Origin of the sequence: Cellvibrio sp. QJXJ (assembly GCF_024452345.1) — a bacterium.
Classification (GTDB): domain Bacteria; phylum Pseudomonadota; class Gammaproteobacteria; order Pseudomonadales; family Cellvibrionaceae; genus Cellvibrio.
This window is the reverse complement of sequence record NZ_CP101662.1, coordinates 4,124,474-4,137,371: the sequence shown is the minus strand read 5'-3', so window position 1 is coordinate 4,137,371 and position 12,898 is coordinate 4,124,474. Positions and strand designations below refer to the sequence as shown.

Here is a 12,898-nt window from a genome sequence, read left to right as displayed (position 1 = left end):
TCGACATCCTGTCTCCCACGGTCCCAGAGTAAACACCGTTATCCGGCTTTTTCACGTCTGATGGATCGGTATTTTTAATTTTATAAAAGGCTTTATATGAAACACTTCCGTTTGACGCCGCTAATTGCAGCACTAATTACCCTGCCCGCAGTATCCGCCACCGAAGAATTAATCATTACCGGCAGTTACAACCCGGTCACCAACGAACAACTTTCTTCGTCCGTCTCGGTGTTAAATCAAGAACAACTGCTGCAACTAAGCAATCACAGTTTGATTGATGCCCTGCGTCAAGTCCCCAGCTTATGGGTGGAAGAACAAGGTGGCCCCGGCGGGGTTACCTCGATTAATTTGCGCGGTTCCGAAGCAAATCACACGCTGGTATTGCTCGATGGTGTGCAATTAAATGACCCCACCAATACCCGTGGCGGCGCCTTCGATTTGAAAGGCATTAACATCGAATCCATCGAGCGCATTGAAATTATTCGCGGCGCACAATCTGCCATTTACGGCTCCGATGCACTCGCTGGCGTTATTCATATCATCACCCAAACCCCGGGCAAAAAATCCACCACTCTCAATGCAAGTATCGGTGAAGATGACTACGCCAGTACCGGCGTTGCGGCAAGCGGCGCAATCGGCCAAGTGGGTTACGCATTCAATATTCAAACGACTGACGCCGGTGAACCGGTTGCCGGTAGCACCGCTAAAAATAAAGAATTTTCTGGCCGGTTAAATTGGCAGCAAGAAAATCACGCACTGAATTTTAGTTATCGCTATTTTAATGGCGAACGCACCAGTTTCCCCGAACAAAGTGGCGGCCCGGAATACGCACAGCAACCGGATTTGGACAGCGGCGAATACACCGATAAAAGTGCAGCGCTCAGCTGGACTATGCAGGTCAATAATTTCTGGCAAAGTAAAACCACTGCAAGCTGGTATCAGCGCGATGAAAATCAAACAACACCCGGCATTTTGCCGTTTGATCCCATACCACCCAACGGCGCCGTTATCGATTTTGAACGCACCCAATTTAGCTGGATCAATACCCTCGGTGATCAACAAAAAATCTGGGCGAATATTGGCGTAGAAACCAAACGTGAAGACGGCATCAGCGAAGGTTATCTATTCGCGCCAGATGTATTTCCCTTAAATTTTGCATTGGATCGCGAAATCAATAGCGCGTTTATTAATGTGAATGCTTACGCAACGGATGACTGGTTAGTGCAAGCCAGTGTGCGCCGCGACGACGCCGATAGCGCTGCCGCCAACGACTCAGGCCACATAGGTACCCGCTATAAAATAAATGACAACATTTCCTGGTTTGCCAATTGGGGGCAGGGCTTCAAATTGCCCAGCTTTTTTGCACTCGGCCACCCGTTTGTCGGCAATGCGAATTTAGTGGAAGAAACCGTCACCACCAGCGATACCGGTTTTGAATACACTCGCGATTTAATCAGTGCACGTTTGGGTGTGTTTCACCACAAATACAAAAACCTGATCGACTACGATGGCGAAAACAATACCAACGTCAATCGTCCACCGGTAAAAACCCAAGGCGTAGAGGCGGAACTGAATTGGCAATTGCTACAAAACCTGCACTGGCGCGTTCACGGCAGCTACGCAGACATCGACATGCCCAGCTCGGAAACTCACCTCTTGGGCCGCCCACAATCCACCTACGGCAGCGCGTTTTACTACACACTGAATAATGCCTGGTCACTCAACCTGCATTATTCGCATGTAGACGAACGCTTCGCCGTAAGCCGTTACACCGGAACCGGCGTAGAAGAAATTCTGGCTGCCTACAATCGCATCGACGCTAACATCCGCTGGAACGTCAATGCTAACACCCAACTGGGTTTAACCTTGGAAAACCTCGCCGACGAAACCTACTACACCGACATAGGCTTCCCCGCATCCGGACGTTTGGCAAAGTTGAATTTGCGCTTGAGTTTTTAAGATTTAACTGCAGAAACAAAAACGCCCAAGCAATTTTTTACTTGGGCGTTTTTCAGGTAAAAGCACAATGTAAAACAAGGAATAACATTAACTAAATTAGAGGTTCATATGTCTCTATCTGATTTTAACTCTTAAATAATTAAGGAACCCTCAAGATTTGAAAGCGTCAACTCCTCTGGATTAGCAATACCACTGTGATCCATTATTAATTTTATAGCTGTCTTAATCTTATTTTCATCGACAGCAACCAAATCATTTTCTTTCTCATACTCAGGAACTACCCATTTATATAAGCTGTAAATTTCTATTATGGCAGAAAGAGATACCTGTAATGATTCATTAGGACAAACGGGGCGAGAACCTAAGTTTTTCACCAATGTCATCAACCGCTCTCTCGTAAAAACACAAAATCTGTAGCTGTGGCAACTAAGCTCATAGCCATTTTCAGCCAGCTGGAGAGATTCAAAATGATCAATAAATAGATCCAACGATTCAGTTATATTTCTCAAATACAACTTGATTGACTCCAAAACCACCGGATTTGGCGTAAATTCACCACTATTATTAAGAAGACTCTGTAGAAAAAGCTGCCGGTGAATTACCGGAACATCCTCTGCCTCCAGATAAAACCATTTATGCGTTTTTATAAACCGCCCAAATGTTTTTGCAAAGTAATCAGAGTGGTCATAATACAAATCATAAAGTCGCTTTTCTTCCTGCTTTTTTATCGTTTCAACCAATTGAGCCGAGCGATGATTGGCAATTACCCAAGAAGCAAGAGGAATACTCAATGACGCAATGGCAATTGGTATTTTAAGATACTCCCAAAATAGCTCTACGGATTTAACGCCACTGGAAAGAGAAAAAACGAGAGACTCCGCCTTGCCAATATAACAAGCAAGCGACCCACCCAGTATTATGGGAACAAACAAGGCCAACCGAAAAAACGGGGTCTTAAAAACAGGCTTATCACTTCCAACCAAGAAATCGCTTCTCATTAACACTCCATTTTTATGTAAACTTTGCTACTGAGGCAGCCATATAGCACCTCCAATATCTTGCAGCTCACTTTGGCCCGATAATTAGCGGTATTATCAGTAAACACACTACAGCATAACTTACTCAGACACCCTAATCACCCACCAACCCCCACACCTGAAAATTGCGATAGCGGAAATGGCTCCACTGCATTTGGCGGAAACCGATTTTCCCACCGGCCAGTGGGCCGCCGGTATCGACACCCTTAATGAGCGGTTGGTTATCGATGTAATCAATCACGCTGCGCCCATCAATCAACAAGCGAATATGTGCGCCCTGTTTTATCAAGGTGATGTTATGGATGGCGGTGGACTGGGTAGGAATACCTTCGCTGCCGGACTGCAGCAAACTGAACGTATTATTTTTGCGCAGGTTAGCGTGGACTCGCCCCGGTTCATGGGCGACATTGGCGTAATAAGAGATGTGATAACTTTTTATGTTGCCGTTGGTATATTGCGTAAAAGTGCCGTCGCGCGCGGGCAAGGTAGGCGCAAAAATATCTTCGCCGTTTTCACCGGTTGCGGCGAAAAATACAATTAATAATCCGGCATCGGTAGCGAGATTTTGTGCTTCCCAGGTAGCAATAAAACTGTCGGGGAAATCCTGCGGACACCAAAATACATGGTGTGCCGATTTATCTGGCGACCACATTTCCATCCAGCCATCGCGGAATTTTACCTGTGCGTTACCTTCCATGATCCAATTGGCAACCGTGCCCTTCTCACTCATGGTTGATTGGTACAGCAATTCACCTTTGGCGGGCAAGGTGTGAGGGACTGGCGGTGTACTAGCTTCGGCAGCATACATATGCGACGAAGAAAACAAAGTGGCGACCACGATAAATACGCGTGCAATTGACTGTGCCATGGTGACTCCCGGAATACTATTTACCGCAGTATTCCAAATAATCACGCGTGATTCATCCCCATTTTTAACGGCGGCAATCAATAGGCAAGCAAGGCAAATACATCATCCATGTGCTGCGCCAGTGCAACATCCTTTTCGCTAATACCTGCTGCGTCATGGGTGGTCAGTTGCACAGTGACCCGATTATAAACATTGCTCCACTCCGGGTGATGATTCACCTTTTCACAATAGAGCGCACAGATCGTCATAAACCCAAAAGCATGTTGAAAATCAGAGAATTTGTATTGCTTACTTAACTTGTCGTCCTGCAGTGACCAGCCACCCTTGGTTTTATTCAATGTATCCAATGCTCGGGCAAGCTGTTCAGCTGTTAATTTTAATGTTGGCATATTCATCACCCTTCGCGCGTCAGATTAAATTCCCGCAACAGTACATCATCCAACTGCTCCGGCAAGACATTAACAATCACATCGTTTGCTCCCTGCATTTTTTTTAATTGATCCCCCGAAAGCAAGGTCCGCCCCTGCGGGTGCTGTTGCATCACTAAATATTGTTTTACAAATACAGCGTCAGGGTGAGTAGAGTTGTAGTAATTAGGAAGTGAGAAATCCACCCACTCCATGGGGTAGAGATCAAAACAAAATTGGTTCGCCCACTCGCCTTTTACCAAGGCTTTTAAAACATATTCGCCCTGCTGATTTTGTACCAACATAAAGGTTTCATCGTCCTGCACCAGGGTTTCGCCAAGCTGATGCAAACCAATCGGTGCGCGCAAACCAAAACTGCCAAACCCGGTATCACATAACCAATGCTGCTCACCGAGTGAAACCAACAACACCATATGGCTCTTAGGGCGACGGTAGGGATAAAACATAGGGCGCGCACCAATAAGCCGATATTCAAACCCGAGCGCAGCCAATGCCATTGCAAACACACCATTCACTTCATAACAGTAACCACCGCGCTGGCGATAAACTATTTTTTCTACGATATCTTCTGGTACCAATGAGACAATCTTGCCCGCTTGCACATCCAAGTTCTCAAAAGGCACAGTGTGCAATTGCGCGCGCATTAATTGACGCAATCCCTCTGCATCGCATGCAGGCAGAGTTTCAAGGTTAATTCGCTGAAGGTAATCAGCCAGGGAGAAATTATTCGCGTTCATTTCAATCACTATCCATAAAAACATACATCATCGAGACAAACAAAAAGGCTTCCACAGTGGGAAGCCTTTTTGTTTTTACCTATCCAACACCATAATTTTTCGGGTGTCCGGTAAAATTAATTCTCCGTTATTAAATTCAGCCTGTGTTTTTTGCTGGCTGCGAGTAACTGCTGAGGCGCAATTACCGGTGGCTCTGAACCTGAGCGCGGTGGCGAGCATGGCTTCACTGCTGTCGCCGAGCTGATGATTCAGGTCGTCCTCTACACTGCAACCTTTGACGCGCGTGGTGCCGTTATCGCTGTTGGAGGGAATAAAACCATCGCTGTATTCACCAAAACCTTTGGCGTTAGCGCCTTTAAGCTGGATGGTGTAGTAGGTGGTGCCGCAATTATCTTCCGGATAAAAACCATAGGGTTTGCCACAGGTGGTCGCGCCGATTAAAAACACTTCCACATTGGCGCCGCGCAGGCCGTTGATAATCGCCTCACTCGCGGAGCAGGTGGATTCACTGGAAAGAATAAATACGCGATTTAAGTGGAGCGAGGGCAAGGCAACATTTTTATTTAACCCGTACAAGCCCTCATCCAGAAACGGGAAAGGCTCCAGACGCGGCTGTTTGGAATTTTGGATTTGTTCGTAAAACACCTTGTCCTGTACATTGGTGCCCGCAATCATGAAGGACGCGAGACTGGCGATGGATAACAAACCGCCGCCGTTGTAACGCAAATCCACAATTAAATCGCTGACCTCGGCAAACTTGAATTGACTGATCACCGTAACCCATTCGTCTTGCGATTTTTCCACGTGGGAATTAAATACCAAATACCCCACCTTGCCGCTGTCGGTATCGATCACCGAGTTGTGCAATACGGTTTTGCTTTCAATTTGGCCGGCCTGTAGCGATACCATTTTGCTGCTGCCATCCACTGCCTGCAATTCAAAATTGTGCGCTGCGCCCAACTCACTGGGAAACAGCCCTTCGTTGAGCGCCATTAATCCTGCATTGCTTTCCTCTGTCACCAAATCATAAGAATCGATTTTCATAATGCGATCACCGCGCACAACACCAGCGTTAGCTGCCGGTGAGCCCGGTTCGACATAGGCGATGAAATAACGGCGCGGTGGTGTACTGGAATAGACTTTCAAGCGAAAGCCGTAGTCGTAACTGATACCCGCTTCCCAGGCTTCCGCGTCCTCAGTGGGCTCGTAGAAATGGAAATTATCTTTGGGCGCACCGGAGCTGGTAGTGCGATTGGTTTTTAGCAGCAGAAAATAATCCTGCGGGGTTTGACTATCGATAGTGGGCGAGCGGTCGGTAACTTCGTCAAACCATAAATAGGTTTCGTTAGTCCAGGCACGCAAAAAGTTTTTCTCGTCAGTGCGAGTGCCCCTTTTATCGGGAAAGGTCAGGTTGGTGAATTGACTACGACCCGAGCGCGGTGCTTCGCAGAGGTTTTTAAAGGTGTCCGCATCGCGGTAAACACCGGCCACCCAGCCATTGTTATCGCCATTACCGCTAGTGTCTGCCGGCTTGGGGCCTAATACCTGGCTATCGCCACCGCCACAGGCGCTCAATACCAATGCCAGGGCACTCAGAGCCATGCCGTTTATCGCGTACTGAAATTTTTTCATCAAGACTGCGCCTCTGTGCCGACGTTGTAGATTATCCATTTGCGTTTCCTTTTAGAGCAAAGTAAGTCCAATTCATGTCAAACCGATCACACTGAACCCATTATTGTTAAAACTGTTTTCGCGGGGCAGCCCAACCCGGATCAGCGCGGGCAACCAGCATAAAAGAGCGGCCAACAAGACACCAGCCCTGCCGCCATAGGATGAGAAATGAAGGGCAAAAAAAACCGCTAGCAACACCGGCAAAAATGCAAGTGTTGTAGCGGCAGAGGCTTTGCGAGGTAATTCAGTGCGAGCAGGGCCCGCACTAAAAAATAGCTTAACGAATGTAGCGGTTGATAATGTTTTCGTAGAGTTCCTGACGGCCACTTTGCAGGGTGATTTCACCACCTTTGTTGCCCAGGTCTGCCAGTTGTTGCAGAGTCAGTTTGCCCTGCTCATAAGCAGCGCCGTTACCCGCATCAAATGATGAGTAACGCTCTTTGCGCAAACCTTCCAGCGGAGACTGCTGAATCAGGCTGTCAGCGATAATCAATGCGCGAGCAAAGGTGTCCATGCCGCCGATGTGGCCGTAGAACATATCGACTGGATCAGGTGAGTTACGACGCACTTTTGCATCAAAGTTCACACCGCCACCTTGCAGGCCACCAGCGCGCAGGAATACCAACATCATCTCAACCGTTTCGTTGATGTTGTAAGGGAACTGGTCGGTATCCCACGCATTTTGGTAATCGCCACGGTTGGCATCCAATGAACCCAACATGCCCGCGTTAGCAGCGGCTTGCATGTCGTGACACATGGTGTGACCAGCGAGAGTCGCGTGGTTAGTTTCTAAATTGAGTTTGAAGTCTTTATCCAGACCGTGATGACGCAAGAAGCCGATAACGGTTTCTGCATCAAAATCGTATTGGTGCTTGGATGGCTCCATCGGCTTTGGCTCGATGAAGAAGTAACCTTTAAAGCCCTGCGCGCGCGCATAATCGCGAGCCATGGTCAGGAAACGCGCCAGATGCTCTTGTTCGCGTTTCATGTCGGTATTGAGCAAGCTCATGTAACCTTCACGACCGCCCCAGAACACATAGTTTTCACCGCCAAGAGCGATGGTTGCGTCCAACGCATCTTTCAATTGCGCACCGGCGTAAGCCACTACGTTGAAATCCGGGTTGGTAGACGCGCCGTTCATGTAGCGTGGGTTGGAGAACAGGTTGGCGGTACCCCACAACAATTTCACGCCAGAAGCAGCTTGTTTTTGTTTGGCGTATTCAACGATGGTTTGCAAACGCTGAGAAGTTTCTGCGCGGCTGCTGCCTTCATCAACCAGATCGATGTCGTGGAAGCAGTAGTAAGGTGTGCCCAGTTTGGTGATAAATTCAAACGCCGCATCCATTTTTTCGTGAGCGCGGGCGATTGGATCTTGCGTTGCCATCCACGGGAAAATTTTGGTGCCTGGACCAAAAGGATCGTGACCTGCGCCGCAGAAGCTGTGCCAGTAGCAAGTAGCAAATCTGAAATGCTCTTTCAGGGTTTTGCCGGCAACTACACGATTCTCGTCGTAGTATTTAAATGCGAGTGGATTATCGGAGTCAGGGCCTTCAAAGCCGATCTTACCGACACCGGGGAAGTATTCTTTACTACCGAGAACAATACTCATGTTTATCACCTTATGGGGTTTTGCTGTAAAAAGTTTATCGCTTACTGCACTGCATACTTGTACCGATTAACGCGGCAAAAGTTCACACCAGTGTTGGTAGGCATCCTGATATTGCGCAAACAATTGCGCTTCCGGTTCGATCACATTTAAACGGGTCAAACCGGTAAAAGCTTCACTCGCCGAGGCGTAATAACCACTGCCCAATGCCGCCGCGCGGGCAGCACCTTCGGCGCCGTCGGTTTCAAACATTTCCACCGCTGCCTGCGTGGTATTGGCAAAGGTTTGCGCAAACACTTCGCTTAAAAACATATTGCCCTTGCCCGCGCGCACCACCTCGCAACTGCCCCCCAGGGATTTCAACACATCAAAACCCTGGTTGAGCGAGAACACAATGCCCTCTTGCGCCGCGCGTACCATGTGACCCAAACCATGGCGGTTGAAGTCCAGATTGCGCAGCTGTGCACCCAAATTTTTATTTTGAAAAATTCGCTCGGCGCCGTTGCCAAAAGGATGAAACAACAACCCTTCGCTACCCACGGGCACCGCTTGAGCCAGTGCGTTTAATTGTGGATACGCCGGCGTAGAACCACCCTCGCCGAGGGTTTGGCGCAGCCAGGAATACAAACGGCCACAGCCATTCACACACACCAGCACACCGTTACGTTTTTGCGCGGCGGTATTGGTCACATGCAAGAAAGTATTCACGCGGGATTGCACATCCGCAGCGGGTTGATCGGTCACACCGTAAATCACCCCCGAGGTACCCGCGGTTGCGGCCACTTCACCCGGTTCCAATACATTCAAACTAAACGCGTTGTTGGGTTGATCGCCCGCGCGATAACAAATTTTCACCCCTTTGCGCAGGCCTAATTCCGCGGCAACGGCATCACTCACGATGGATTGCACACCAAAACTCGGCACCACATCGGGAATCAAATCCGCTGAAATGCCCCAGTGATTTAACAATTCCGTGGCGATGCGGTTTTCTTTGAAATCCCACAGCGTGCCTTCGGATAAACCTGAGGCGGTGGTGTTAATCACACCGGATAATTTCATCGCAATAAAATCGCCGGGCAGCATCATTTTATGAATGCGCGCAAACAGCTCTGGCTGATTTTCCTGCACCCAACGCAACTTGGCGGCGGTGAAGTTGCCAGGAGAATTCAATAAATGGTCAAAACAATAATCACGCCCCAAATCGGCGAGCGCTTTTTCGCCCAAAGGCACAGCGCGGCTATCGCACCAAATAATGGATGGACGCAGCACTTGTTGATTGCTATCGACCACTACCAAGCCGTGCATTTGGTAAGAGATACCTATGGCATCAATCTGGTCGAGTTTGATCTGGTCACGCGCCGCCAAGCGCACTAAACCCTGACGCACACAATCCCACCAAGTGTCAGGGTTTTGTTCGGCAAAACCAACGGCGGGGCTATCAATAGCCAATTCAGATTCAGGGTGAGACAGCGCGCCCAAGCTCTTGCCGGTTACGCCATCCAGCACCGACAACTTCACCGAGGAACTACCAACATCAATACCAAGAAACAGCATAGGGACTCGTTTTCTTTTATAGGTTTAGGGAACTTTAGGTTTAGGCAACTTTAGCTTTGAGAACTTTTAGCAGGCAAAAACCTGTGCGAATGCGGGTATCGGGTGCAGACCAAATACCAGCGCTTCAACTTATAGAACCAGAATATCTTATTGTCTAACTGACAACAAGAGGGCGCACGTTAATTTTTACAAAGTAATCCACCGCCGCTGGCGCAAGTGGCACCCAATAACCTATACCTGAACGGAGCGCCCAACCTGTACAGAGGGAAGAGGCGCCAGGTATCTAAGGCTCGACCATTGCGAACATGGCTTATACAATGCCCACAACTTGAGCTCATCGGTCGTGCTCACACCAAACACCTATCCATAAAATGCAAAGCCCTTGAGGACATTGCTCGTGCCTAATAACCATATTCCCGGCAGTCTCAATACCCAAAGTTCCCCGCTCCTTGACGACCACGTCATCAAGGCACTTTCGATCGACAACCTGATTTTTGGCTTGGATGAAGACGAGCTGAAAATTCTGCTGGTTAAACAAACCGACCCACTGCACCAAGGCAAATGGGCGTTACCCGGTGGCTGGATTCGCTACGACGAAAACCTGCGTGATGCCGCTTATCGCCTTCTGGAAGAATTGACCGGGGTGCGCGATTTGTTTTTGGAGCAGCTGAAAACGTTTGGTCGCGTTGACCGCTTCCCCAACGAACGGGTAGTTACCATTGCTTATTACGCCCTGGTGAGCGCCGACAAGTTTTCACTGGTGGCTGGTCAAAGCGCGGCCGATGTGAGCTGGCAGAGCGTGAATAACTTGCCCGAGTTGGTATACGACCACGCGGAGATAGTGGCTCACGGCTTGAAGGTGCTGCGCCATCAGGTGTGCCACCAACCCATTGGCTTTAACCTCTTGCCGGAAAAATTTACGCTGTTACAGCTGCAGGCACTTTACGAGGCAATCCTCAATACCAAGTTGGATAAACCCAACTTCCGCCGCAAGATCATGAAAATGAACCTGCTCAGTCCCTGCAATGAAAAACAACAGGGTGTTCCCCACCGCGCCGCTAGCCTCTACCGGTTCGATTCCGAGGCTTACAAGCATTTGAGCGAGTCGGGTTTTGCGTTTGAGATCTAATCCATCGCGTTTTTTGCACTCACCCAAGATCGCCATATAGTCAATAAAACCATAATGCATTAGTATTCATGCCACCCAAGGCGCCGGTTCGCAAGACCGGCGCCTTTTTGTAAGACCCGCAAGCGATAGCAAAACCCGCACGCCATGGATAGCGCAAGGAAATAATCATTACGGAGACAATCGCTTGACTCGTTAAAGCCGTACCCCGGTATCAACCTGCCCGCCACTGGGCAACTGTGGTAAGGTCGCGCCGTCGAACCAGCGGCATACACAACGACAGGCAGCCCACGCCTGCAACACTATAATTTTTATAACAGGTATCACCATGAACGAGACCAGTACCAACAATCAGGCGAATACGCCGTTTATTATTTTGATCAGTGTCATCGCCACTATCGGCGGCTTTCTTTTTGGCTTTGATAGCGGCGTTATCAACGGCACGGTAGATGGCTTGCGCTCGGCGTTCAACATCAATACCGCCGGTTTTGAAGTGTCCTCCATGTTGCTTGGCTGTGCGGTCGGTGCGTTTTTTGCCGGTACTCTGGCCGATAAATATGGCCGCAAGGCGATTTTGATTGTCGCGGCGGTATTTTTTATCGTGTCGGCGTGGGGCTCAGGCATTGCCACCGGGTCGATTGAATTTGTTATTTACCGCGTGCTTGGTGGTTTGGCGGTAGGTGCAGCCTCGGTCATGTGCCCGGCGTATATCAGTGAAGTAGCGCTGGCACGCTATCGCGGCAAACTCAGTTCCGTGCAACAGGTCGCCATCATCACCGGCTTAACCGCCGCATTTGTCAGCAACTACTTCCTCGCTAAATTTGCCGGTTCATCGCTGGCGGTATTCTGGCTGGGTTACGAAACCTGGCGCTGGATGTTCTGGATGGAACTGATCCCCGCGGTAATCTTTTTTGTGGCGCTGTTATTTATCCCGGAAAGCCCGCGCTTTTTGATGGCCTCTGGCCAGGTCGATAAAGCCAAAGCTGTCCTGGTGAAACTCTATGGCACCGCTGAAGGTACTGCCAAGGTCAGCGAGATTGAAGCCTCACTCGCCGCTGACCATCACAAACCGCGCCTTGCGGATTTGATCGACAAAACGACCAACCGTGTGCGCTCCATTGTGTGGGTTGGTATTGGCCTTGCGGTACTGCAGCAATTTGTGGGCATCAACGTGGTGTTCTACTACGGCTCAGTGCTGTGGCAAGCAGCGGGCTTCTCTGAATCCGACTCACTGTTAATCAACGTGGTGTCTGGTGTGGTGAGTATTGGTGCCTGCTTTATCACCTTTTTGGTGGTGGACAAAATCGGTCGCAAACCGCTGCTGTGGATTGGCTCGCTGGGCATGACCGTGACCCTGAGCTTGGTGGCTATCGCCTTTTATGGCGCACCGCTGGATGAGCAAGGCAAGTTGATGCTGTCCACCGAAATGGGCACCCTGGCATTGGTTGCCGCCAACCTCTACGTGATTTTCTTCAACGTATCCTGGGGCCCGGTGATGTGGATTATGTTGGGCGAAATGTTCCCCAACCAGATTCGCGGTTCATCGCTGGCGGTGGCTGGTTTGGCACAATGGGGCGCCAACTTCCTCATCACCTTCACCTTCCCCTACTTGCTGGCCTCATCACTCGGCTTGCCGGGCGCTTACGGTATTTACGCGTTCTTCTCGGCCTTCTCGATCTTCTTTGTCCTCAAGCTGGTCAAAGAAACCAAAGGCAAAGAACTGGAGCAAATGGAGGGATAAACCTCTCCGTTTTTACCCTGCAAAAAACCACCTTCGGGTGGTTTTTTTATGCATGAAATTAGTTTCCTTACAAAACTAAAATAAACACAAGGAAAGCTGCGCCATGAGCGGCTCACTGGTATACAACTCAAATTTTCTTATGGTTTAATTGACTAGAACAATACCAATAAC

At 49.2% G+C, this 12,898-nt stretch carries 10 protein-coding genes; 3 read left to right on the top strand and 7 right to left on the bottom strand.

Annotated features, from left to right (window positions below; translation table 11 throughout):
• Nucleotides 1-96: 96 nt before the first annotated feature.
• Nucleotides 97-1,959: a TonB-dependent receptor plug domain-containing protein gene (locus NNX04_RS17880; RefSeq protein WP_261946674.1), complete on the top strand. Its 1,863-nt coding sequence runs from the start codon at nt 97-99 to the stop codon at nt 1,957-1,959.
• 131 nt (nt 1,960-2,090) lie between these two features.
• On the opposite strand, the gene NNX04_RS17875 is transcribed toward NNX04_RS17880, so the two are convergent.
• The 7 genes from NNX04_RS17875 to NNX04_RS17845 all read right to left on the bottom strand — a co-directional run bounded on the left by NNX04_RS17875 (nt 2,091) and on the right by NNX04_RS17845 (nt 9,860).
• Nucleotides 2,091-2,957 (bottom strand): hypothetical protein, encoded by an 867-nt coding sequence (locus NNX04_RS17875; protein WP_261946673.1) that lies wholly within the window; start codon nt 2,955-2,957, stop codon nt 2,091-2,093.
• 133 nt (nt 2,958-3,090) lie between these two features.
• On the bottom strand, nt 3,091-3,864 hold the full coding sequence (locus tag NNX04_RS17870; RefSeq protein ID WP_261946672.1) for a YesU family protein: 774 nt from the start codon (nt 3,862-3,864) through the stop codon (nt 3,091-3,093).
• A gap of 77 nt (nt 3,865-3,941) precedes the next feature.
• Nucleotides 3,942-4,253 (bottom strand): 4a-hydroxytetrahydrobiopterin dehydratase, encoded by a 312-nt coding sequence (locus tag NNX04_RS17865; protein ID WP_315973058.1) that lies wholly within the window; start codon nt 4,251-4,253, stop codon nt 3,942-3,944.
• A 5-nt stretch (nt 4,254-4,258) separates the two neighbouring features.
• Nucleotides 4,259-5,029, bottom strand: coding sequence for an arylamine N-acetyltransferase family protein (locus tag NNX04_RS17860; protein WP_261946671.1), 771 nt, complete (start codon nt 5,027-5,029; stop codon nt 4,259-4,261).
• 75 nt (nt 5,030-5,104) lie between these two features.
• Nucleotides 5,105-6,661, bottom strand: a complete 1,557-nt coding sequence (locus tag NNX04_RS17855; protein WP_261946670.1) for a S41 family peptidase — start codon at nt 6,659-6,661, stop codon at nt 5,105-5,107.
• A 316-nt stretch (nt 6,662-6,977) separates the two neighbouring features.
• Nucleotides 6,978-8,309, bottom strand: coding sequence for a xylose isomerase (gene xylA / locus NNX04_RS17850; protein WP_261946669.1), 1,332 nt, complete (start codon nt 8,307-8,309; stop codon nt 6,978-6,980).
• Nucleotides 8,310-8,375: 66 nt separating this feature from the next.
• On the bottom strand, nt 8,376-9,860 hold the full coding sequence (locus tag NNX04_RS17845; protein WP_261946668.1) for a xylulokinase: 1,485 nt from the start codon (nt 9,858-9,860) through the stop codon (nt 8,376-8,378).
• A 412-nt stretch (nt 9,861-10,272) separates the two neighbouring features.
• Here NNX04_RS17845 and NNX04_RS17840 point away from each other — a divergent pair, with 412 nt between their 5' ends.
• Both NNX04_RS17840 and NNX04_RS17835 read left to right on the top strand, forming a co-directional pair.
• Nucleotides 10,273-10,989, top strand: a complete 717-nt coding sequence (locus NNX04_RS17840) for an NUDIX hydrolase (protein WP_410004093.1) — start codon at nt 10,273-10,275, stop codon at nt 10,987-10,989.
• Nucleotides 10,990-11,314: 325 nt separating this feature from the next.
• Complete coding sequence (locus NNX04_RS17835; protein ID WP_007645017.1) at nt 11,315-12,727, top strand: sugar porter family MFS transporter; 1,413 nt, start codon at nt 11,315-11,317, stop codon at nt 12,725-12,727.
• The last annotated feature ends 171 nt before the right edge of the window (nt 12,728-12,898 follow it).

Excerpts from the sequence above, each read along its gene's own strand:
- NNX04_RS17880 (WP_261946674.1), top strand. The coding sequence starts at position 97 with ATGAAACACTTCCGTTTGACGCCGCTAATTGCAGCACTAATTACCCTG.
- NNX04_RS17875 (WP_261946673.1), bottom strand. The coding sequence starts at position 2,957 with ATGAGAAGCGATTTCTTGGTTGGAAGTGATAAGCCTGTTTTTAAGACC.
- NNX04_RS17870 (WP_261946672.1), bottom strand. The coding sequence starts at position 3,864 with ATGGCACAGTCAATTGCACGCGTATTTATCGTGGTCGCCACTTTGTTT.
- NNX04_RS17865 (WP_315973058.1), bottom strand. The coding sequence starts at position 4,253 with ATGCCAACATTAAAATTAACAGCTGAACAGCTTGCCCGAGCATTGGAT.
- NNX04_RS17860 (WP_261946671.1), bottom strand. The coding sequence starts at position 5,029 with ATGAACGCGAATAATTTCTCCCTGGCTGATTACCTTCAGCGAATTAAC.
- NNX04_RS17855 (WP_261946670.1), bottom strand. The coding sequence starts at position 6,661 with ATGAAAAAATTTCAGTACGCGATAAACGGCATGGCTCTGAGTGCCCTG.
- xylA (WP_261946669.1), bottom strand. The coding sequence starts at position 8,309 with ATGAGTATTGTTCTCGGTAGTAAAGAATACTTCCCCGGTGTCGGTAAG.
- NNX04_RS17845 (WP_261946668.1), bottom strand. The coding sequence starts at position 9,860 with ATGCTGTTTCTTGGTATTGATGTTGGTAGTTCCTCGGTGAAGTTGTCG.
- NNX04_RS17835 (WP_007645017.1), top strand. The coding sequence starts at position 11,315 with ATGAACGAGACCAGTACCAACAATCAGGCGAATACGCCGTTTATTATT.